This window comes from Microvirga sp. M2, from assembly GCF_047497095.1.
In the GTDB taxonomy this organism is placed as follows: Bacteria; Pseudomonadota; Alphaproteobacteria; order Rhizobiales; family Beijerinckiaceae; genus Microvirga.
Genome location: NZ_CP134063.1, coordinates 4022570 through 4044235 on the forward strand (window position 1 = coordinate 4022570; position 21666 = coordinate 4044235).

At 64.8% G+C, this 21666-nt stretch carries 22 protein-coding genes; 11 read left to right on the forward strand and 11 right to left on the reverse strand.

Annotated elements, in window-relative coordinates; all coding sequences use genetic code 11:
* Nucleotides 1–117: 117 nt before the first annotated feature.
* From RE429_RS19070 to RE429_RS19080, 3 genes are all read right to left on the reverse strand, one after another.
* Nucleotides 118–1131 carry an aldose epimerase family protein gene (locus RE429_RS19070; protein ID WP_414472240.1) on the reverse strand — a complete coding sequence of 338 codons (1014 nt, stop codon included), beginning with the start codon at nucleotides 1129–1131 and terminating at the stop codon, nucleotides 118–120.
* A 4-nt stretch (nucleotides 1132–1135) separates the two neighbouring features.
* A complete protein-coding gene (locus RE429_RS19075; protein ID WP_414472241.1) occupies nucleotides 1136–2017 on the reverse strand; it encodes an SMP-30/gluconolactonase/LRE family protein in 882 nt (293 codons plus the stop codon).
* Nucleotides 2018–2095: 78 nt separating this feature from the next.
* Nucleotides 2096–3289 (reverse strand): amidase, encoded by a 1194-nt coding sequence (locus RE429_RS19080; protein ID WP_414472242.1) that lies wholly within the window; start codon nucleotides 3287–3289, stop codon nucleotides 2096–2098.
* A 152-nt stretch (nucleotides 3290–3441) separates the two neighbouring features.
* On the opposite strand from RE429_RS19080, the gene RE429_RS19085 reads away from it, so the two are divergent.
* From RE429_RS19085 to RE429_RS19125, 9 genes are all read left to right on the forward strand, one after another.
* Nucleotides 3442–4647: an ABC transporter substrate-binding protein gene (locus tag RE429_RS19085; RefSeq protein ID WP_414472243.1), complete on the forward strand. Its 1206-nt coding sequence runs from the start codon at nucleotides 3442–3444 to the stop codon at nucleotides 4645–4647.
* A gap of 48 nt (nucleotides 4648–4695) precedes the next feature.
* Nucleotides 4696–6543 carry an ABC transporter permease gene (locus tag RE429_RS19090; protein WP_414472244.1) on the forward strand — a complete coding sequence of 616 codons (1848 nt, stop codon included), beginning with the start codon at nucleotides 4696–4698 and terminating at the stop codon, nucleotides 6541–6543.
* A complete protein-coding gene (locus RE429_RS19095) occupies nucleotides 6540–7316 on the forward strand; it encodes an ABC transporter ATP-binding protein (RefSeq protein ID WP_414472245.1) in 777 nt (258 codons plus the stop codon). The genes RE429_RS19090 and RE429_RS19095 overlap by 4 nt, the downstream gene beginning before the upstream one ends.
* Entirely contained in the window at nucleotides 7313–8026 is a 714-nt protein-coding gene (locus tag RE429_RS19100) for an ABC transporter ATP-binding protein (protein ID WP_414472246.1), read from the forward strand. The genes RE429_RS19095 and RE429_RS19100 overlap by 4 nt, the downstream gene beginning before the upstream one ends.
* A gap of 131 nt (nucleotides 8027–8157) precedes the next feature.
* Nucleotides 8158–8472, forward strand: coding sequence for a 2Fe-2S iron-sulfur cluster-binding protein (locus tag RE429_RS19105; protein ID WP_414472247.1), 315 nt, complete (start codon nucleotides 8158–8160; stop codon nucleotides 8470–8472).
* A 187-nt stretch (nucleotides 8473–8659) separates the two neighbouring features.
* Nucleotides 8660–9703 (forward strand): NAD(P)/FAD-dependent oxidoreductase, encoded by a 1044-nt coding sequence (locus RE429_RS19110; protein WP_414472248.1) that lies wholly within the window; start codon nucleotides 8660–8662, stop codon nucleotides 9701–9703.
* 86 nt (nucleotides 9704–9789) lie between these two features.
* Nucleotides 9790–11028 (forward strand): allantoate amidohydrolase, encoded by a 1239-nt coding sequence (locus tag RE429_RS19115; RefSeq protein ID WP_414472249.1) that lies wholly within the window; start codon nucleotides 9790–9792, stop codon nucleotides 11026–11028.
* Nucleotides 11025–11468 (forward strand): GNAT family N-acetyltransferase, encoded by a 444-nt coding sequence (locus RE429_RS19120; protein WP_414472250.1) that lies wholly within the window; start codon nucleotides 11025–11027, stop codon nucleotides 11466–11468. Before RE429_RS19115 ends, RE429_RS19120 begins: the two co-directional genes overlap by 4 nt.
* Nucleotides 11465–11911 (forward strand): GNAT family N-acetyltransferase, encoded by a 447-nt coding sequence (locus tag RE429_RS19125; RefSeq protein ID WP_414472251.1) that lies wholly within the window; start codon nucleotides 11465–11467, stop codon nucleotides 11909–11911. The genes RE429_RS19120 and RE429_RS19125 overlap by 4 nt, the downstream gene beginning before the upstream one ends.
* Before the next feature lie 5 nt (nucleotides 11912–11916).
* On the opposite strand, the gene RE429_RS19130 is transcribed toward RE429_RS19125, so the two are convergent.
* Nucleotides 11917–12432 (reverse strand): GNAT family N-acetyltransferase, encoded by a 516-nt coding sequence (locus tag RE429_RS19130; RefSeq protein WP_414472252.1) that lies wholly within the window; start codon nucleotides 12430–12432, stop codon nucleotides 11917–11919.
* Between the two features lie 74 nt (nucleotides 12433–12506).
* Between RE429_RS19130 and RE429_RS19135 the strand changes: the two genes are divergently transcribed.
* A complete protein-coding gene (locus tag RE429_RS19135; protein WP_370438938.1) occupies nucleotides 12507–12812 on the forward strand; it encodes a hypothetical protein in 306 nt (101 codons plus the stop codon).
* 48 nt (nucleotides 12813–12860) lie between these two features.
* Here the strand turns inward: RE429_RS19135 and RE429_RS19140 are convergent, their stop codons facing one another.
* The 5 genes from RE429_RS19140 to ugpB form a co-directional block, all read right to left on the reverse strand.
* Nucleotides 12861–14492 carry an HAL/PAL/TAL family ammonia-lyase gene (locus RE429_RS19140; RefSeq protein ID WP_414472253.1) on the reverse strand — a complete coding sequence of 544 codons (1632 nt, stop codon included), beginning with the start codon at nucleotides 14490–14492 and terminating at the stop codon, nucleotides 12861–12863.
* 207 nt (nucleotides 14493–14699) lie between these two features.
* Nucleotides 14700–15779: a sn-glycerol-3-phosphate import ATP-binding protein UgpC gene (locus tag RE429_RS19145; RefSeq protein WP_414472254.1), complete on the reverse strand. Its 1080-nt coding sequence runs from the start codon at nucleotides 15777–15779 to the stop codon at nucleotides 14700–14702.
* 117 nt (nucleotides 15780–15896) lie between these two features.
* The gene (gene ugpE / locus RE429_RS19150) at nucleotides 15897–16742 is read right to left on the reverse strand and encodes a sn-glycerol-3-phosphate ABC transporter permease UgpE (RefSeq protein WP_414472255.1); all 846 of its coding nucleotides are present in this window, start codon (nucleotides 16740–16742) and stop codon (nucleotides 15897–15899) included.
* Entirely contained in the window at nucleotides 16742–17623 is an 882-nt protein-coding gene (gene ugpA / locus RE429_RS19155; RefSeq protein WP_414472256.1) for a sn-glycerol-3-phosphate ABC transporter permease UgpA, read from the reverse strand. The genes ugpE and ugpA overlap by 1 nt, the downstream gene beginning before the upstream one ends.
* Nucleotides 17624–17748: 125 nt before the next feature.
* Nucleotides 17749–19056, reverse strand: coding sequence for a sn-glycerol-3-phosphate ABC transporter substrate-binding protein UgpB (gene ugpB, locus RE429_RS19160; RefSeq protein WP_414472257.1), 1308 nt, complete (start codon nucleotides 19054–19056; stop codon nucleotides 17749–17751).
* Between the two features lie 209 nt (nucleotides 19057–19265).
* Between ugpB and RE429_RS19165 the strand changes: the two genes are divergently transcribed.
* Nucleotides 19266–19964, forward strand: a complete 699-nt coding sequence (locus RE429_RS19165) for a hypothetical protein (RefSeq protein ID WP_414472258.1) — start codon at nucleotides 19266–19268, stop codon at nucleotides 19962–19964.
* On the opposite strand, the gene RE429_RS19170 is transcribed toward RE429_RS19165, so the two are convergent.
* The gene (locus tag RE429_RS19170; RefSeq protein ID WP_414472259.1) at nucleotides 19961–21169 is read right to left on the reverse strand and encodes an NAD(P)/FAD-dependent oxidoreductase; all 1209 of its coding nucleotides are present in this window, start codon (nucleotides 21167–21169) and stop codon (nucleotides 19961–19963) included. The two genes, RE429_RS19165 and RE429_RS19170, sit on opposite strands and share 4 nt — an antisense overlap.
* Nucleotides 21166–21594 carry an Lrp/AsnC family transcriptional regulator gene (locus tag RE429_RS19175; protein WP_414474256.1) on the reverse strand — a complete coding sequence of 143 codons (429 nt, stop codon included), beginning with the start codon at nucleotides 21592–21594 and terminating at the stop codon, nucleotides 21166–21168. Before RE429_RS19175 ends, RE429_RS19170 begins: the two co-directional genes overlap by 4 nt.
* Between the last annotated feature and the right edge of the window lie 72 nt (nucleotides 21595–21666).

Genomic DNA, 21666 nt, shown 5'->3' on the forward strand with positions numbered 1-21666 from the left:
CGTTTTCGAGGGCTTTCGCATCGAGCACAGGCATTGGGAGCATTCCCTTCTTGGTTGGTGTTTTTCTTGTACGCAACGCCGCAGGGAAAAACGGCCGACACCGAGTGAGGTTCCCCCTTAGCTTGAAAACCTCAACTCGCTGACCTGGTTTGAAACCTGCCCCGGCTCCAGAATTGACGATGGAAAATGGGCATTATTGGGGCTGTCGGGAAATCTCTGCGGCTCCAGGCAAAGACCCGCGTGAGGCCGGTATGGCGCGCCGTTCAGGCCCGGAACCGGGATCCTGATCAGATGTCCGTCATAGAACTGCAGGCCGGGCTCCGTCGTCCAGAGCTCCATTTTCAGGCCGTTTCTCAAGGAGGCGAGCGTCGCCGCCTGACGGAGTACTCCATAAGGGCCGCGCAACACGAAATTCGTGTCGTAGAGCGTCGGTTCCGGCATGAACTCCGCCGCGCCGATCGGTCTTGATGCCGTGAAGTCGTAGGGCGTATCCGCCACGCGCCTGACCTCTCCGGTCGGGATGAGATCCGGATGCGTCGGCGTGATGTAGTCGGCCGCGATCATCAGATGATGGGACAGAATGTCGGCGCTGCCGTCGAGATTGAAATAGCCGTGCGTGGTGAGATTGACCGGGGTCGGCAGGTCGGTGATGGCCGTGAGTTCGATCCTCACCGTCGATGGAGCCAGAAGGCTGTAGGTGCAGGTGGCGACGAGACGTCCGGGATAGCCCATATCTCCGTCCTCGGAAACGAGGCTCAAGGTGACGCTGGACGGTCTCTGCTCGATGATGCTCCAGAGCCGCGTTCCGAAGCCCATGACGCCGCCATGGAGCTGATTGACGCCCTCGTTGGCGTTGAGCCTGTACGTCCGGTCCCCCAGGGTGAACCGCGCTTTCCCGATGCGGTTTGCATATCGGCCGACGATGGCGCCGAAATAGGGTGAATGGGCGATGTAGTCCTCGATGCTGTTCAATCCCAGCAGCACGCTCTGCGGCCCATTCGGGGCGGGCACGACGAGGTCGCGGATCACGGCGCCCCAGGTCAGCACCCGCATTTCGACTCCGTCGGGACCGGTCAGCGTGATCTGCAGAACGTCCTCTCCCTCCGCAGACCCGAACCGTTCGATCGCCATGATCTCACCCCTGGAAAATGTTGGCCTTCAGCCCGCGGATGCCGCCGGTCTCGACCCTGAAGAGATGGCCCGCCATGGGGTCCATGTGAGGATCGTGCCCGACGGAAGCCGTGGTGATGTAGAGCGCGGTCAGATCAGGACCGCCGAAAGCGCATTTGGTCACCTGGGCGGTCGGCACCGGCACGGTGCGCTCGACCGATCCATCGGGCGCGAAGCGCGTGATGCGCGAGCCGCCCCAGTGACAGACCCACACATAGCCTTCCGCGTCCACGGCCATGCCGTCCGGATGACCCCACCCTTCCTCGAAATGCACGAATCGCCGCTGCCCGCCGACCCGGCCGTCATTGACGTCGTAGGCATAGATCATGCCGTTGACCGTGTCGGTGGCGTACAGCGTCTGCCCGTCCTGGCTGAAGGCGGGGCCGTTGGTGACGGTGAAGCCGGACTGGAATTCAGTGAGCTCCTTGCCGTCCCAGCGCCAGAACGAGCCGCTCGCATCCGCCTCGTCGTCGTGCATGGTGCCGAAATAGATCGCCCCGTCCGGTCCCACATAGCCGTCGTTGATGCGATTGCCCGGCTTGTCCTTCTCGGGCGCGATGACGGGCTCGGCCTCCCTCGTCTTCAGATTGAAGCGTCCGAGCCCCGATTTGAAGCCTGCGATCACCACATCGGGGTCGGGCGTCAACGCGATGAAGCCGATGCGTTCGGGGGCCGCGACGCATGAATGCTCGTTCGTCTCCGGGTGGTAGCGCCAGACGGCCGGGTTCTTGATGTCGACCCAGAACAGGGTGTTCGAGCGATCGTCCCACACGGGCCCTTCGCCGAGCAGGCAGGCGCTGGCGACCGCCACATGCGGCATGTGAGGGTGGACGATGGGATTGGTCATGATGTCCCCTTCTTCAGATCGGCCTGCCAGCCGGCACCGACGCCTGTCGGTAACGAGGACAAGGCAGGCCCGGTTCAATCATGCGAACGCTCCGTCCGCGATCCGGCGCGCCAGGCTCACGAGGCTCAGGTCGGAACCGGCCGGCCCCATGAGAGACAGCCCGAGCGGCGCCCCCTGCCGGGAGGCGAGCGGAATCGACACCTGCGGCAGGCCGGAGAGCACCGACAGGCAGAGCAGGTTCAGCGCCTTGTTGCGGTAGTCGTTGAGCGCGTCGTCGCTCTCGGAGAGGAGCGGCGCCACATCCGGCATGGTCGGCAGGACGAGCACCGTATTCTGTGCCAGGAGGGCATTGAAGCGGGCCCGGAAGGCGCTGCGGATCACCTGAGCTTCGGTCACCTGCGAATCGGTGACGGCCTTCGAGAACTCGAACCGGTCGGCGACGCCCGGTCCCAGGGGCGGATGATAGCGCTCGATCATGGGTCCATCGACGCCCCAGGCCTCCCGGCTCTGGATGTAGCGCATGGTCCAGTACAGGGAGGTGAACCCCTCGGTGGCGACGGTCACGGCCTCGGGCGCGCCGAGCACCGCTTCGACCTGATGAACGGCCGGAGCCAGGGCATCCTTCACGTCCTGGCCGAGAAGAGCGAACGCATCCTTCGCCAGAAGAACGGCAGGGGCGGAGGAGAGCGGATTGCTGTCGGGGCCGAGCAGAACTTCGCCGACCCGCACGAAGGTGGCACCGTCGCGGGTGAAATATCCGCACGTATCGAAGGACGGGGCGAGATCGTGACAGAGTTCCAGACTCACCCGGCCATGGGTCGGGCGGATTCCGAAGAGGCCGCAATGGCTCGCCGGAGCGCGCACGGAACCGCCCGTATCCGTCCCGAGGGCGAAATCGCAAAGGCCGTTGGAGACGGCGGCCGCCGAACCCGAAGACGACCCGCCGGGGATGCGCTCGGGTGCGCCGCCGTTCACGGGCGTCCCGAAATGAGCGTTCTTGCCGCTCATGGAGAAGGCGAGTTCATCCGTGATCGTCTTGCCCACGAGGCGCGCCCCCGCGTCGAGGAGCCTCTGCACGGTCGGCGCGGTGCGGGTCTTGATACCCGACATCGCCAGCATGTGGGGAGACCCGCAGCCGGTCGGATAGCCTGCCACATCGAACAGGTCCTTGGCCGCAAAGGTCAGCCCGGACAGGGAGCCACGCTCCGCCTGAGGCACGGGGACGGCCGGGTAAGGCATGAAGGCGCGGGCGGGATCGGCATCGAGAAGCATAGCATCACGGCATTTGAGGAACGGGACAGAGAATGTGTCATTCCTCTCCAGGAACATGCAAGGTATGAATCCGGGAACCTTGGCAGTTTGGCCTTTCTTAGGGTAGCGAAAGACCCTACATCCAGGCCGATCCTCAAGACAGGAACCGCACAATGACGAAGGCATCGATGACCCGCTGGCTGACCCTTGGACTGGCGCTCGCGCTCTCCGGCCCGGCGGTCCAGGCACAGCCGGCCCCCATCAAGCTCGGCGAGCTCAACTCCTATGCCCGCTGGGCCGCCTTCACGGTGCCTTACCGCAACGGGTGGCAGATGGCGCTGGACGAGATCAACGCCAAGGGCGGCGTGCTCGGCCGCAAGCTCGAAATCGTCTCCCGCGACGACGGAGCGACCACGGGCGATGCCACCCGCGTCGCCGACGAACTGGTCAGCCGCGAGGGCGTGTCCCTGCTGTTCGGATCCTTCCAGTCGAATGTCGGCATCGCCATGGCGGATTACGCCAACCAGAAGAAGATCCTCTACATCGCCGCCGAGCCGCTGACCGATGCCATCACCATGGCGCAGGGCAACCGCTACACCTTCCGCATCCGCCCCAGCAACTACATGCAGGTCGGCATGCTGGTGGACCGCGCGAAGGCGTCCGGCGCGAAGCGCTGGGCCATCGTCGCGCCGAACTACGAATATGGCCAATCGGCGGCGGAAGTGTTCAAGCGCCTCATCAAGGAGCGTGTGCCGGGGGCCGAGATCGTCGCCGAGCAATATCCGGCGCTCGGAAAGATCGAGGCGGGCTCCACCGTCTCGGCACTGGAGCAGGCCAAGCCCGACGGCATCTTCAACGTGCTCTTTGGCCCGGACCTCACGCAGTTCGTGCGCGAGGGCAATACCCGTGGTCTTTTCGAAGGCGCGACGGTGCTCTCGCTCCTCACCGGCGAGCCCGAATGGCTGCTGCCGCTGAAGGACGAGGTTCCGGAAGGATGGACGGTCACCGGCTATCCCTGGGACGAGGTCACCGATCCCAGGCACAAGGCGTTCGTCGATGCCTATCGGGCGAAATTCAAGGACACGCCGCGCCTCGGCTCGCTCCTGGGCTACATGGTGGTCCACATGATCCGCGACACCATCGAGCGCGCGGGCTCGGTCGAAACCGACGCCATGATCAAAGCGCTCGAAGATGCGAAATTCGACACCGTCATCGGTCCCGTCACCATGCGCGGAATCGACCATCAGGCCTCCATGGGCGCCTGGGTCGGCAAGCTCGTGCTCAAAGGCGCGAATGGCGGGATGACGGATTGGACCTACCAGGACGGTACGTCCTTCATGCCGAGCGAAGCCGAGGTGAAGGCCGTCCGGAAGGACTGACGGATTGACGCCAGAGCGCATGAACGGCACCCGTTGAGAGAGTAGGACATGGACCCTTCCTTCCTCGCCATTCAGGCTCTCAACGGGCTGTCGAGCGCATCGTCCCTCTTCATCACCGCCTGCGGCCTCACGATCGTTTTCGGCGTCACGCGAATCGTGAATTTCGCGCATGGCTCGCTCTATATGATCGGCGCCTACACGGCCGCGACGCTCGTGCCGCGGCTGCTCGAACTCTCCTTCGGGCCCGTTGCCTTCTGGACCGGAATCCTGGCCTCCGCCATCGTCGTCGGGCTGATCGGCGTGCTGATCGAAGTGCTGCTCCTGCGCCGGATCTATGGCGCGCCGGAACTCTTCCAGCTGCTCGCCACCTTCGGTGTCGTGCTCGTGGTGCAGGACGTCACGATCCTGATGTTCGGCCCCGAGGACATCCTCGGCCCGCGGGCGCCGGGCCTTCGCGCCCCGGTCGAGATCCTCGGCCGGCGATTTCCGTCCTATGAGCTCGTGCTGATCGCAGCCGGCCCCGTCGTGCTCGGCCTGATCTGGTTTCTGCTGCGCAGGACGCGCTTCGGCGTCCTGGTGCGGGCGGCCACGCAGGATCGCGAGATGATCGCGGCCCTCGGCGTGAACCAGGCGCTGCTTTTCACCGGCACGCTCTTTCTCGGCGCATTCCTGGCGGGGCTGGGCGGCGCATTGCAGATTCCGCGCGTGTCGGCTCATGCGGGCATGGACCTTTCGATCATCGCGGAAGCCTTCGTGGTCACCGTCGTCGGCGGCATGGGCAGCGTGCCGGGCGCATTCCTGGCGGCGCTCGTCATCGGCCAATTGCAGGCCTTCGGCATCCTGATCTTTCCCAAGAGCACGCTCGTCGTGGTGTTCCTGCTCATGGCGGTCGTTCTCGCGGTCCGCCCCTACGGATTCTTCGGCCGTCCCGAGATGATCGGCGGCACGCATGCTGTCGGCATCGCAAGCCGCGAGCGGCCGCCTTACGCCATACCGGCAGCCATCGGCGCCATCGGCATTCTCGCGGCCCTCCCCCTGATCGGCGACGCCTATGTGCTGAAGGTCGCCACCGAGATCCTGATATTCGCACTTTTCGCCTTCAGCCTGCAGCTTCTCATCGGGGTCGGCGGTCTCGTGAGCTTCGGCCATGCGGCATTCTTCGGCCTGGGCGCATATGGCGCCGCGCTCGCCGTGAAATGGTTTGTCTTTCCCATGGAGGCGGCGCTGCCTGCGGGTCTGCTGCTTGCGGCTCTCGGCGCAGCCGTCATCGGCGCGTTCGTCGTGCGGTTGTCCGGCATCTATCTCGCCATGATGACGCTTGCCGCCGCGCAGATCGTCTTTGCCGTTGCCTTCCAATGGGTCGATGTGACCGGAGGCGACAACGGCATCGTCGGAGTCTGGCCTTCCGCCTGGGCGAGCGGTCAGACAGCCTATTATCTCTTCACGCTCGCTCTCACGACCGTCGTGGCCCTCTTGCTGACGCGCATCATCAACGCTCCCTTCGGCTATGCGCTGCGCGCCGCGCGCGACTCCGAGGCGCGTGCCGAGGCCATCGGGCTCAACATCCGAGGTCATCGTTGGCTCGCCTTCACCCTCGCGGGCGCGGCCGCAGGCCTTGCCGGCGGGATCTACGCATTCTCGCGCGGCTCGGTGGATCCGACGCTGCTCGGCATTCCCACGTCGGTCGATGCGCTGACCATGCTGCTCATCGGCGGCATCCAGACGATCTCGGGCCCGCTCGTCGGCGCAGGCGTTCTGCACGTGCTGCGCGACCAGATCATGCCGCTCACGACCCTCTGGCGCCTGTTTCTCGGCTTGAGCATCATCGCGATCGTGCTCGTTTTCCCGCGCGGCATCGTGGGCACCCTTCGCGCATGGGGGGAGGAGCCGGCATGACGCTCCTGTCCGTCCAGCATTTGGGCAAGTCCTTCGGCGGCGTGGCGGCCGCGAGGGATGTGAGCTTCACGCTCGAACGCGGCGAGATGCTCGCCATCATCGGCCCCAACGGAGCCGGAAAGTCGACCGTCTTCAACATGGTCGGCGGGCAACTGCGCCCCGACCGGGGCGCCGTGATGCTCGACGGCCAGAACATCACCGCCGCCTCGCCGCAGAAACGCTTCAGGCTCGGCGTCGGACGCACCTTCCAGGTTGCGCAGACCTTCCTGTCCATGAGCGTGGCGGAAAACGTCCAGATGGCGCTTATCAGCCACCGCCGTGAAAGCGAGGCGCTGTGGGCTCCGGCCCGCGACCGATACCGCGAGGAGGCCGTGACCCTGCTGGCGCAGGTCGGCATGGCCGAGATCGCGGATCGCCCCTGCTCCGCCCTGGCCTATGGCGACGTGAAGCGCGTGGAGCTTGCCGTAGCCCTGGCCGGTAAGCCGAAACTGCTGCTCATGGACGAACCCACGGCCGGCATGGCGGCGCGCGAAAGAGCCGACCTCATGGATCTCACCGCCTCCGTTGCGGACGCGGCAGGCATCGGCGTCCTCTTCACGGAACACGACATGGACGTGGTGTTCGGCCATGCGGAGCGCGTGATCGTGCTCGTGCGCGGCCAGATCGTCGCCACGGGATCGCCGGAGGACATCCGGCGGAACCCGGACGTGCGGCGCGCCTATCTCGGCGACGCGCATGCGCTGGAACGGCCGAAAGGATTGAACCCCGCATGAGCGAGCCGCTTCTGGAAATCTGGAATCTCACCGCATCGTACGGCCGTGCCCAGGTGCTGTTCGGCCTGACGTTCCGGCTGCATCCGGGCGAGGTCCTGGCGCTGATCGGCCGCAACGGCGCCGGGAAGACCACCACCTTGAAGGCCATCATGGGCCTCGTGCCCGCGACCGCTCAGCAAGCAAGCTTCAAGGGACACTCGCTCTCGCATCTGCCGACCTACAGGATCGCCCGCCTGGGCCTCGGCTATGTGCCCGAGGACAGGCGCATCTTCACGGACCTGACCGTGGAGGAAAACCTGGAGGCGGGCCGGAAGGAGACGGGCTCCGGCCGCTCGCCCTGGACGCCGGAGCGGCTTTTCAGGCTTTTCCCCAATCTCGCCGAGATGCGCGGGCGGCGCGGCAACCAGATGTCCGGGGGAGAGCAGCAGATGCTGGCCATTGCCCGCACCCTGATGGGCAACCCGGACGCCATTCTCCTGGACGAGCCGTCAGAGGGGATCGCACCCGTGATCGTTCAGATGATGGCCGAGGCGATCCGGACCATGAAGGCCGAGGGCGTGGCCGTGCTTCTGTCCGAGCAGAACTGGGCCTTTGCCGCCGGGATCAGCGACCGGGCCATGGTGATCGAGCGCGGGGAAATGCGCTTCCAGGGCGACATGGCCGAGCTGATCGCCGACGAGGCCCTGAGAGCGGAGACGCTCGGGGTCTGAAGCCGCTTCGTTTCAGCCGACAATCGAGGCCCTAAGCCATTGACGCGACGGGCCGAAAGGTCGATATCCAGCCCAACCGGCGCGGGCTCCCGCGCCTTTTCCCCGACTTTACGCGAAGGAACTCCCGCTTCATGGGCGTCATCCATGTGACCGACCGGGCCGGCCAGCGCCATACCCTCGAGGCCATCGAGGGCTGGCGGGTGATGGAGATCATCCGGGATTGGGGCCTGCCCATCGAAGGTCTGTGCGGCGGGGCCTGCGAGTGCGCCACCTGCCACGTCTTCGTGGACGAGCCATGGCTGGACAAGCTCTATCCGCCCACCGAGGAGGAGGAGGATCAGCTCGACACGGTGGTCACGAAGCCTAATTCCCGCCTGTCCTGCCAGATCATCTGGACCCCCGAGCTCGACGGCCTGGAGGTCACTCTCGCCCCCACGGGGAACTGATCGTCGGGGGAACTGATCGTCGACCGCATTTCAGGCCAGGCGGGCACCGGTTCGCCGCCCGAAATGCGCCACGTAAGCCCGGCTGAGCGGATGAGGATCCGCCGGATGTTCATCCGCTCAGCCTGCCGCATTGCCAAGACCCTGAAGACCGTGCTTTTCGGAAGCGGTCTCTCGAAGGAGCCTGTTCATGACCGACCATATCGAAACGGACGTCGTCATCATCGGTGCCGGGCCCGTGGGCCTGTTCGCCGTGTTCGAGCTGGGCCTCCTCGATATCAAATGTCACCTGATCGACATCCTGCCGAAGGTCGGCGGCCAATGCGCCGAGCTCTATCCGGAGAAGCCGATCTACGACATTCCCGGCTTTCCCATGGTCACGGGCCAGGGCCTCGTCGACAACCTCATGGCGCAGATCGAGCCGTTCCACCCGACCTTCCATCTCAACGAAATGGTGGAGAGCCTGGAATCCATCGGCACGCCGGAAGCGCCGCGCTTTCGCGTGAAGACCTCGGAGAACGGCACGACCTTCGAGTGCAAGGCCGTCATCATCGCGGCGGGCGGCGGCTCGTTCCAGCCCAAGAAGCCGCCGATCGACGGCATCGAGTCCTACGAGGGGACCGGCGTCTACTATGCCGTGCGCAAGATGGAGATGTTCCGGAACAAGAAGGTGCTGATCGTCGGCGGCGGCGATTCCGCCCTCGACTGGACCGTGAACCTGCAGCCCATCGCCAAGCGCCTCACCCTCCTCCACCGCCGCGACGCCTTCCGGGCCGCCCCGCATACGGTGGAGAAGATGCGCTCCCTCGTGGCGTCCGGCGACATGGACCTGCATCTCGGCCAGGTGAGCGCCCTGAAGGGCGACGCGCCGGTGCTCGAAGGCGCGGTGATCCGCAAGGACGACGGCTCCGAGCTCAGGGTGGATTGCGACGTGATGCTGCCCTTCTTCGGCCTCACCATGAAGCTCGGCCCCATCGCCGATTGGGGCCTGAACCTCCATGAGAACCTGGTCCCGGTCGATACGGAGAAGTTCGAGACCAACGTTCCCGGCATCTTCGCGATCGGCGACATCAACACCTATCCGGGCAAGCTGAAGCTCATTCTCTCCGGCTTCCACGAGGGTGCGCTGGCGGCCCAGAAGGTGCACCGCTACGTGTATCCCGAGAAGAAGCTGCTCTTCCAATACACCACGTCCTCGACGAGCCTGCAGAAGAAGCTCGGCGTCGCGGCTTGACCGACGGCCCTCGGGCGGCCGTCAAGCGCTCCGGAACGGGCCCTTTCCCTCTTGCGAAACCGGCCCGTTCCTGAAACTCTGTTCTCATGACACATCAAACGGATCTCCCCCTCGGCCGGCGCGTGATGGCCATGATCGAGGACCTGGCCCGGCACACGGACGAGGTCGGGCGCCTGACGCGCCTCTATCTCTCGCCGTCTCACCGCGCCGCGGCCGACGCGACGCTGGCGTTCATGCGCGAGGCCGGGCTCAGCGCCCATATCGACGCCCTCGGGTCCGTCGTCGGGCGCCTGGAGGGCACCCATCCTGACGCTCCTGCCCTGCTCATCGGTTCCCATATCGACACCGTCGTGGATGCGGGCCGCTATGACGGCAATCTGGGCGTCGTGCTCGGCATCGTCGTCGTCGGAGCCCTGAAGGCCGCAGGGATCACGCCGGCCTGCCCCATCGAGGTCGTGGCCTTCGGGGACGAGGAGAATGTCCGTTTTCCCACCAATCTCTCCACATCCCATGCCCTTGCCGGCCAATTCGATCCGGCCTGGCTCGACGGCATGGATGCGGACGGCACTTCCCTTCGGGACGCGCTGATCGCATTCGGCGGCGATCCTCTCGGAATCGCGGCCCTCGCCCGCGCCCCCGCGCGCTATCGCGGCTATCTCGAGGTCCATATCGAGCAGGGCCCGCAGCTCGAGGCGGCCGACCTGCCGGTCGGCATCGTGTCCGCCATCAACGGCATCACGCGCGCCCGTGCCCATGTGATCGGCGAGGCGGGGCATGCCGGCACCGTGCCCATGACCATGCGCCGCGACGCTCTCGCGGCGGTCGCCGAGATGATCGGCATCGTGGAGCGCGCCAGCTCGACGCGGACCGACACCGTGGCGACCGTCGGCGTGGCGCAGGTGCAGCCGGGGGCCATCAACGTCATCCCGGCCCGGGTCGACTTCACGCTCGACGCCCGCTCGCCGGACGATGCCGTGCGTCGGGCATTGGTGCAGGACATCGTGACCGAATGCGAAGCCGCCGCTCGGCGGCGGGGCGTGTCGTTCACGATCGAACCCTTCATGGAATCGCCCGCGACTCCCATGGACAAGCATCTTGCGGAGCATCTGGAAGAAGCCGTGAGAAATGCCGGTATCGCCCCGATGCATCTAGCCTCCGGGGCCGGCCACGATGCGGTGGCCATGGCCGGTCTCTGCCCGTCGGCGATGCTCTTCGTGCGCTGCAAGGGGGGCATCAGCCACAACCCGGCCGAGTCGATCACGGTCGAGGATGCGGACGTTGCGGCCCGTGTCCTTCTCGACGCCGTCAGAAGGATCGTTGCTTGAACTACCACGTTGAGCTTCTCGCCAAGCCGCACAAGATCGTTCGCCAGATCATCCTCAACGGCCTGTCCGACTTCAACCGGACAGCCCTGATGCCGGGTCTTGAGGTCGAGGACGTGGCCATCGTGATCCGCCATGCCGAGTCCAGGGAGATCCTGGGCGGATTGTGGGGCCGCACGGGCTGGGAATGGCTCACGATCGAATACGTCTTCGTGCCCGAGGACCTGCGCGGTCAGGGACTCGCGACGCGTCTGATCGCGATGGCGGAAGACGAGGCCGCCGCGCGCGGCTGCCATTCCGCCTGGCTCGACACGCTCAACCGGGACGCGCTCAAGCTCTATGAACGGCTGGGATACGAGCGCTTCGGCGAGTTGACGGATTTTCCGAAGGGCGGAAGCCGCTTCTTCCTGCAGAAGAAGCTGAAGGAAACCGCTTTGCCATGACGCCCGAGAAAGCGATGCCTGCGTTGGAGATCATCGATGGCAAGGAAGAAGGTTTTCATCGGACGATCTTCAATGGCTATTGTGCCTTCAATGCGAAGTTCTTCCCTGATAGGCCGGCTGGCCAGGAACTTGCGATTGCCTTGCGCGACCCGCAAACAGGCAAGGCGATCGGCGGCCTGACCGGCCATATCTCAGGTGGATGGCTTGTCATTGAGCTGTTCTTCGTGCCGGATGAGTTTCGCGATTTAGGTCTTGCCACGCGGCTAATTACGAAGGCGGAGGAGGAAGCCATCAGACAGGGCTGCCATTCTGCCCGGCTCGACACGCACAACCCGAAAGCGATGCATCTTTGTAGACGCCTCGGCTATGTTGTTTTCGGCGAACTCGATGACTATCCCGTCCGCTCCAGCCGCACTCTCTATCTGCGGAAGAAACTCGGCTGAACGTCTCAGCCGCGCCACTCCTCGGACAGGATCGCCCAGCGTTCGTGGTCGCGCCATTCACCGCCGATCCTGAGATAGCGCGGGGAATATCCCTCCTGCCGGAACCCCAGACGTTTCGCCAGGGCGCGTGACGGCTCGTTTCCCGGCTGGATATTCGCCTCGATGCGATGAAGCGCGAGGTCCGAAAAGGCATGGGTCACGACGAGGCCGACCGCCTCGCGCATCAGGCCACGGCCGTTCATGCCTGAAACCGCGTAGTAGCCCATATAGGCGCTCTGGAAGAATCCGCGCGCGATCTCGCTCAGGTTGACGACGCCCACGATCCGGTTGCTCGCGCGCTCGCGTGCGATGAAGCCGACCGATCTGTCGCCGTCGCAGCGGGCGAGATAGGCTTGAAAGCTCGCCCAATCCCGGCATGGCGAAACCCACGGCTCGTGCAGCTCGAGGCTCGCCAGATTCGCGGCGATCAGCTCGGCGCCGTCCTGTGGCCGGGTGTAATCGATGACGACGCGCTGAACCATGCGTTCATCCCCATGTCAGGAACCATGACCTAGGCTTTCCGTTATCGTCAGTCTCCAGCACGAAGGATAGGATCATGCGAGCCTTTATCATTCCTGCCGCCGCCGTCGTTTTCGGCGCCGCCCTTTTCGGTACCGCTCCCGAGGCACAGGCCCGTTTCGGCCCGCAGACGATCGAAACGCCTTCGCTTGTCGACAACGTGGCCTGCGTCACGCGCCGCGTTCGCACCGTGCGGCCCAACGGCCGGGTGGTTTATCGGACCGTGCGCCAATGCGGTGTGCCGGCCTGGCAGCGCCGCGGCGGACGGTGCCGCGTCGTTCGCGAGCGCGTCTATCGCCCGAACGGCAGCGTGGTCGTGCGCGACGTCCGTCGCTGCCGCTAAACGGGCAGAAGACATGTCAGAGGCTCGGATCATTCCGAGCCTCCTCTTCTATTCCAGGATCCCGACGGCGCTCTCCACGGCTTCCACGACAGCCCCGGAGCGCACGAGATCGAGAGCCTGCCGCATCTCCGCGGCGTACCAGCGGTCGCCGTCGAGAGCGGGCGGAATGACGGCCCGGATCGCCTCCATGGCGGCCCGCGAGCCCTTGCCGAGCGGATAATCCTTCGCGAGCGGCTCGACGAGGGTCAGCGCCTGTGCGGCCATCAGCAGTTCGCCCGCCACGATCTGTTCCACGTTTTCCACGATGGTCCGCGCCTTGCGTCCGCACCATGTCGAATTGGACACGTGATCCTCCGCGTTGGACTTTCCGGGAATCGAATCGACCGAACCCGGGGTCGCAAGCCCGCGGTTCTCCATGACGAGAGCCGACATCGAACACTGTACCGTCGCAAAGCCCGTATTCAATCCGCGCTTGCCGGCCAGGAGGTTGCGCGGCAGGCCGTAGGACATGGTGGGGTCGATGAGGCGCGCGAGGCGGCGCTCGGAGATCGCTCCGAGATCGGCCATGGCGATGCTGAGGAAATCCATGGCCTGCGCCATGTACTGCCCGTGGAAGTGGCCGCCCGAGATCGACACGTAACCGCCCTGACCGTCGTCGAAGATCAGCGGGTTGTCGGTAGCCGAGTTCATTTCCATGCCGACGATACGCTCCACGTACTCGATCGCCTCGACGGCGGGCCCATGGACCTGCGGCGTGCAGCGGAGCGAATAGACATCCTGCACACGAGGGCTTGCGGGCGTTCCGGGCTGGCGCGGCTCGTCGGGAAAGACGACGTCCCGCGCACCCTGCGAGCAGCGCTTCGAGCCTTCGAGGATGCGCAGGAGATTGCGCGCCACGAGCGCCTGGCCCGGATGCGGGCGCGCCTTGTGGACGCGAGGGTCGAAGGCCGCCAATTCACCGCGCATGGCCTCGAGCGACAGGCACATGGCGATGTCCGCCTGTTTCAGAAGGCGGCGCGCATCGCTCGTAGCGAGCGAGGCGAGAGCGAGCGAGGCGGTCGAACCGTTGATGAGCGCGGAGGCGTCCTTCGCCCCGAGCTCGAAGTCGGGATCGAAGCCGGCCAGGCGGATCGCCTCGCGGGCCGGCATCACCCGCCCCCGGTAGACCATGTCCGCTTCCTCGAAGCCGCAGACCGCGCCCGCCATATGGGCGAGCGGCGCGAGATCCCCCGAGGCCCCGACCGAGCCCTTCTGCGGGATGACGGGGTGAAGGCCTGCATTGAGGAAGGCGAGCAGGCGCTCGACCAGTTCGACGCGCGGGCCGGAATAATTGGACGCGAAGGCATTGGCCCGCAGCAGCATCATGGCGCGCGTGACATCCTCCGCGAAGGGTTCGCCGACCCCCGTGGCGTGGGCATAGACGCTCTTTCTCTGGTAGGCCGCCATGTCGGCGATGAGGACCCGCTGATCCTTGAACAGGCCGACGCCGGTATTGAAGGCATACATGAGCGGAGCGTCGTCATGCATCCAATTGCGGTCGATATAGGCGCGCGTCGCGGCGATCCGCTCGCGCGCCTCGGGAGCCAGCTCCGCCGACGCGAAGCGTCCCTGGGCATCCGGGCGGGCGACCCGCATCACATCCTGAAGCTGGAGCGTTGTTCCGTCGAGCTTGACCGTCATCGCTGATCCTCACGTTTCCGTTAAGGGATAATGGGGCGGCCCGAAACGTGCAACAGCCGCCCCGAGACGGTCTCGGAGCGGCTGCTCAAGCAAAGGTTGGGTTTGGGGCCGCCTTAGAGCACTTTTGAGTGACGTGGATCCGGTTCGCCATCAAAAATGCGGCCGAGCCAAAGTGAGGGAGCCGATTCCACGCAAGTGGAAACAGCTCTAGTCCCGGCCGAGGCGCTTCGTGGTCTGCGGGTCGAAGAGGTGGACGTTGCCCGGGTCGATGGACAGGGTCAGCCGGCGGGTATCCGCCGCGATCTGGCCCGTGGAGGCCTGCACCACGAAATCCGTGCCCGAAACCTTTCCGTGGAAGAGCTGGGTCGCCCCGAGTTCCTCGACGAAGTCCACGTCCATGTCGAGGCTGCTGGCGCCGGAGGAGCCGCCCGCCTGCACGTCCTCGGGGCGCAGGCCGACCTCGATGGCCGAACCCGGAGCGAGGCCGTCACGCATATCCGTGACGGCGATCACCTGTCCGCCCACCGACACGCGGCCGGGGCCCTCCACCTTGCCGGGAAGGATGTTCATGGGCGGGGAGCCGATGAAGGTGGCAACGAACCGGGTCTCGGGGCGGCGATAAACCTCCGACGGGGAGCCCACCTGCTCGATCTGGCCGCCCGACATCACCACGAGCTTGTCGGAGAGCGTCATGGCCTCGACCTGGTCGTGCGTCACGTAGACGGACGTCACGCCCAGGGCCCTCTGCAGGCGCTTGATCTCCACGCGCATCTGGACGCGCAGCTTCGCGTCGAGGTTGGAGAGCGGCTCGTCGAAGAGGAACACCTGCGGCTTGCGCACGATGGCGCGGCCCATGGCGACACGCTGGCGCTGGCCGCCGGAGAGAGCGCGCGGCTTGCGGTCGAGGAAGGGCTCGATGGCGAGGATGCGGGCCGCTTCCTTGACCCGTTTCTCGATCTCGTCCTTCGGCGTCTTCCGGTTCTTCAGGCCGTAGGCCATGTTGTCGTAGACGCTCATATGCGGATAGAGCGCGTAGTTCTGGAACACCATCGCGATGTCGCGGTCGGCGGGCTCCACCTGGTTGACCACGCGGTTGCCGATCTTGATCTCTCCGCCCGAGATCGTCTCCAGGCCCGCGATCATGCGAAGTAGCGTGGACTTGCCGCAGCCGGACGGGCCGACCAGCACGCAGAAAGAGCCGTCCTCGATCCCGAGCGAGACGCCTTTCACGGCCTCCACATTGCCCGCGTAGATCTTCCGGACAGTATCGAGTGTTACCCCAGCCATTGGTTCATTCCTTTTCACGCCGGCCCGTGCAGCAGGGGGCACCAGGCCGGACAATTCCGATATTTCCTTGGAGCCCCTCCCGCTGTGGCGGGAAGGGCGACGCGCGCTTCCCGCGCATCACTTTTCCGTTTCGACGAGCCCCTTCACGAAGAGCCGCTGCATGAAGATCACGACCAGAACCGGCGGCACCATGGCGAGCACCGCCGTGGTCATCGCGATCTGCCATTCGGTCAGCGCGTCCGTGGTGGTGATCATCTTCTTGATGCCGATGACGATGGTCTGCATCGAGCTCTTCGTGGTGATCAGCAGCGGCCAGAGATACTGGTTCCAGCCGTAGATGAACTGAATCACGAACAAAGCCGCGATGGTCGTCATGGAAAGCGGAAGCAGCGTATCCTTGAAGAAGCGGAACGCGCCCGCGCCGTCGATCTTGGAAGCCTCGAGAAGCTCGTCCGGGATTGTCATGAAGAACTGACGGAAGAGGAGCGTCCCGGTCGCCGACGCGATCAGGGGCATGACGAGGCCCATATAGGTATCGAGCAGGCCCAGATCGGCGACGATCTTGTAGGTCGGGTAGATGCGCACCTCGACGGGGAGCATCAGCGTGATGAAGATGATCCAGAAGGCCGTCTTGCGGAACGGGAACTTGAAGTAGACCACCGCATAGGCGGACAGGATCGAGATCAGGATCTTTCCGAACGCGATGCCCATCGCCATGATCATGGAGTTGATCATCATGCCCATCACGGGCTCGCGGGCCTGCTTGCCGCCGTAGAACAGCGTGCGGGTGTAGTTCTCGACCGCCTGGTCACCCGGGATCAGCGGCATGTTGCCGTTGATGATGGTGGCCGCATCGAAGGTCGACGCCATGATGGCGAGATAGACCGGGAAGGCCACCACGATGACGCCGATAACCAGCGTCAGGTAAGCCATGAAGTCTCTAAAGGGACGATTCTCGACCATCAGTACTGCACCTTGCGCTCGACATAGCGGAACTGGATGGCGGTGAGCGCGATCACGATGACCATGAGGATCACCGACTGCGCGGCCGAGCCGCCGAGGTCGCCGCCGAGGCGGCCATCCGCATAAACCTTGTAGACGAGGGTCGTCGTCTGACCGGCCGGACCGCCGCCCGTCACGGCATCGATGATGCCGAACGTCTCGAAGAACACGTAGACCACGGTGACGACGAGCAGGAAGAAGGTGGTGGGCGAGAGCAGCGGGAACACGATCGTCCAGAAGCGGCGCATCGGGCCGGCGCCGTCGATGGCGCCCGCTTCGATCACGCTCCTCGGTATCGCCTGCAGGCCCGCCAGGAAGAACAGGAAGTTGTAGCTGACGTGCTTCCAGGTGGCGGAGAGCACCAGCAGGATCATGGCATGCGTGCCGTTGAGCATCGGGTTCCAGTCGATTCCGATCGCGCGGATCGGGCGCGCCAGCGTGCCGAGCGTCGGGTGGAACATGAAGATCCACAGCACGCCCGCAATGGCGGGAGCCACCGCATACGGCCAGATCAGCAGGGTCTTGAAGGCGTGGCCCGCGCGGATGTTCTTGTCGGCCTGGGTGGCGAGGAGCAGCGCGCAGGACATCGAGAAGAAGGCGACCAGCGACGAGAAGATCACCGTCGTGACCATGGCCCGGTAATATTCGGGCTGCTCGAAGAGGCCGATATAATTCTCAAAACCGACGAATTCGGAGGACAATCCGAAAGCGTCCTCCCTGAGGAAGGACTGCCAGATCGCCTGGGAAGCAGGCCAGTAGAAGAAAATGACGGTGATCGCCATCTGCGGGAGGATCAGCAGAAGCGGCAGCGTCCAACCTGAAAAGTGAGCTCGTTTTTCCATCGCTCTAGGATCGTCCGGTGATGGTGCAGATGACGGCATCCACCGGTCTGCGAGGTTATCTATAAGATCATCCCGGGCAGCTTTCGGCCGCCCGGGATGACAGGTCGTTTTTCCTTGGATCAGTCTTAGCGAACGGTGCGCTCGAACTGACGCAGGATCTGGTTGCTGCGCGACACCGCGGCGTCGAGCGCATCCTTGGCAGGCTTCTGACCGGCGAGAGCCGCCTCGATCTCCTCGGAGACCACGTCGCGGATCTGGACCATGTTGCCGAAGCGCAGACCGCGGGAATTCTCGGTCGGCTCCTTGTTGGTCAGCTCCTTCAGGGGCGTCTCGAGAACCGGGTTCTTCTCATAGAAGCCGGAAGCCTTGGTCTTCTCGTAAGCGGCCTTCGTGATCGGGAGATAGCCCGATTCCTGGTGCAGCTTCGCCTGACGGTCGGTGTCGGACAGGAAGGTGAAGAACTTGGCGACGCCCTTGTACTCCTCGGCCGACTTGCCGCCCATCACCCACAGCGAAGCGCCGCCGATGATCGAGTTCTGCGGAGCGCCCTGGACGTCCGGATAATAGGGCATCGGAACCGACGTGAAGTCGAACTTCGCGTTGGCCTTGACGTTGCCGTAGAAGCCCGACGAGGTGAGGAAGATCGCGCATTCGCCGGAGGTGAAGCGGCCTTCGCTCTTCGAGTCGCGGCCCGAATAATCGTAGGTCTTGTCCTTCTGCAGATCGACGAGGTTCTGCAGGTGCTTCACGTGCAGCGGCGAGTTGAACTTCATCTCGGTGTCGAAGCCGTCGAGACCGTTGGCCTTCGTGGCCATCGGCACGTTGTGCCAGGCCGAGAGCTGCTCGACATTGGCCCAGCTCGCCCAGGCGTTCGAGAAGCCGCAGGTGTCGTGGCCGGCGGCCTTGAGCTTCTTGCCCGCCTCGAACACCTCGGGCCAGGTCTTCGGGATCTCGTTGACGCCGGCCTTCTTCAGCTCGTCCTTGTTGATCCACATGACCATCGAGGAGGAGTTGAACGGGAAGGAGAGCATCTCGCCCTTCGCGGTCGAGTAGTAGCCGGTGATCGCGGGCAGGTAAGCCTTGGGATCGAACTTCTCGCCGGCGTCGGCCATCAGCTGGTAGACCGGCTTGATCGCGCCCTTCGCGCCCATCATGGTCGCGGTGCCGACTTCGAAGACCTGCAGGATGTGCGGGGCGTTGCCCGCGCGGAACGCGGCGATACCGGCGTTCAGGGTGTCGGCGTACTGACCCTTGTAGCTGACGACGACCTTGTAGTCCTTCTGCGAATTGTTGAACTCTTCGGCCAGGCGGTTCACGACGTCGTTGTTGGCGCCCGTCATGGCGTGCCACCATTGGATCTCCGTCTGTGCGAAGGCGGAAGTGCTCGTCGCAAGACCGAAGGCCAGGGCGCCGAGAAGGGACTTCTTCATCATATTAACCTCTCCCATATCATCCCGCTCGGGGATGTTATTGTCGTTCACCATCCCTGCACGAAAGCCGGATGACGCTTTAATGACACAAACATGACAATCATAGCCGGCTTCAAAATGGAAGCCCTTTTCATTGAAAAGACTTAACGACTGGGGATGGGAACAGGGCGGAAGCGCTCCTCGTTGAGGGGGTATTCATAGGTAAGACGCACATGCCCCAGATGATCACAGCCCTGTTCAGAGATCCCGCCCAAGCCCGCCGGGCCCTTCAGGCCCTTATGGAAATGGGCATCGCCCAGCGCAGGATCGTCGCCGTCGGCACCGAGGAGGCCCGCGAGATTTCCTCCATCTCGGGTTTTCGCGCGCTGTCCGCCCGGGACGATTCCCTGGAAGCCCTCCAGGATCTCGACCTCCCGGACGACGACAGGCGCGTCTTCGAGAGCGGAATTCGTGACGGCTGCACGCTGATCGCCGCCCGGGTCGACCGAGACGACATGGAAGACGCCGTGCGGATCCTGGACATGTTCGAGCCCGTGGACCTCGATGCCGGCAGCCGGGAATGGCTGAAGACCGGCGCAGGACGCGGTGCGGGCGCGGATCTCGGCGCGCCCCTGGGTGCAGGGGTGACCGGCGGCTCCCAGGCGGGCCAGACCAATACGGGCTCGATCCCGGGCATGGGAGCGATGGCGGAAGGCGCCGACGATCTCGGCGCCGACGATCTGCGGGCGGGCGCCCGGACCACCACGGAGACGGGCTCCCGCCGCGGCGAGGAGCGGGCCGGCCGGGAGGGCGTCAACGAACTCGCCGTCGCGTCCCAGCCGTCCCCGGATCAGCCCGGCCCGATGCAGCGGCACATGAACCGCGGCGGCCGGATCTGGGCCTATCGTTCTTCGGACGAGTCCGGTCTTTAAATGACGTTGCGCTCGAGGAGCGGGCGGTTCGCCAGAACGCGCTCGTAGCCGAGTTCGGAGAGATCGAGCGTGCGATAGCCGCCATGAACGATCAGCTCGGACAGGCCGCGACCGACCGCCGCGGCCTGCTGCAGGCCATGCCCTGAAAAACCGTTGCAGAGGTAGAAGTTCTCGATCCCGCCCGCCTTTCCGATGATGGCGTTATGGTCGATGAGGCTCATGTCGTAGGGTCCCGACCACGCACGGCCCGGCCTGATGGCCTCGAAGGCGGGAACACGGTGCGCGAGCGACGGCCAGATGAACTCCTCGAAGAAGGAAAAATCGATCTCCTGGCTTGCCGGATCCTCGTCGGACCAGTCGGGGTCGACATCCGCTTCCGGCGAAGCGCCGCAGATGAAGTTGCCCTCGCCTTCGGGCCGCACATAGGCGCCGGAGGTATCGATGAGCAGCGGGCAGTTCTCCACCGCCCCCTTGCAGGAGAAGGTGAACACATAGCGGCGCTTGGCCTGAACGGGGATCGAGAGGCCCGCCATCTCGGCGATCGCCCGCCCGCCTGAGCCTGCGCAGTTGATGAGCGTGCCGCAGGCGATGCGCGTTCCATCCTTCAGGCGCACGGCGACGATGCGGTTGCCCTCACGCTCCACCTCGGCCACTTCACCCTTCACATACTCGGCGCCGAGCGAACGGGCCTTCTTGCGGAAGGCCTGGAGCAGGCCCCAGCCGTCGAACCAGCCCTCCCCCGAGCGCCCCCAGGTGCCCGCAGCCAGATCCTCCACGTTGAGCCAGGGGAAGCGGCTCTTCAGCTCGTCGGGCCCCAGGAAAAGAATGTCCGCGCCCTCCGCGGCCTGCAACGCCTGGTTCTCCCGCAGGATCGGCTCGCCCGCCTCCGACGCGCAGTAGAGATAGCCCCCCTCCTTCAATCCGATCTCGGGCGTGTCGCCGTCGACGGTGAGGTATTCGCGGATGTTGCGCAGGAAATGGATGCCATAAAGGGAGATACGGATGTTGACCGCGCTGGAATATTGCTGCCGGATCGATGCGGCCGACAGGGCCGACGCCGAGAGCTGATAGGTGGGATCCTTCTCGATGACGACGACGCGCCCCTTGAAGCCGGAATCGGCCAGGAGATGGTAAGCGGTGGAGGAGCCCATGACGGCACCGCCCACAATCACGACATCGGCGACATTTGAAGCGGAAGAGGTCATCGTTCGAATTTCGTTGAGAGGATGATGGAGGATTGCGTGCGCTCCACGCCCTCCAATGCGCCGATTTTGTCGATGGCGGCATCGAGGGTGGGAACGTCTTCAGCCTCTACCACTGCCAGCAGATCGAAGACACCGGCAACGGAATGAAGCGCGCGCAATTCTGGCATGCGCTGAAGCGCCGTGGCAACGGCCGCGGAGGCTTTCGGCGCCACCACGATGGTGACATGCGCGCGCACCATGCGCCGGCTGACCTCCTCGGCAAGCCTCAGCGTATAGCCGACGATCACCCCGCGCCGCTCGAGGCTCTCCACCCTTGCCTGCACGGTGGTTCGGGAGAGCTTCAGACGGCGGGCGGCTTCCGCGTGGCCGATCCGGGCATTTTCCCGCAAGAGCGCAATCAGGGCGCGATCCGTCACGTCGAGCATCACAATGACCATCTGTTACGGCATAATGCCGACAAATACCCGGCTTTCCGTCAGCTTGTCTATGGCACTTTG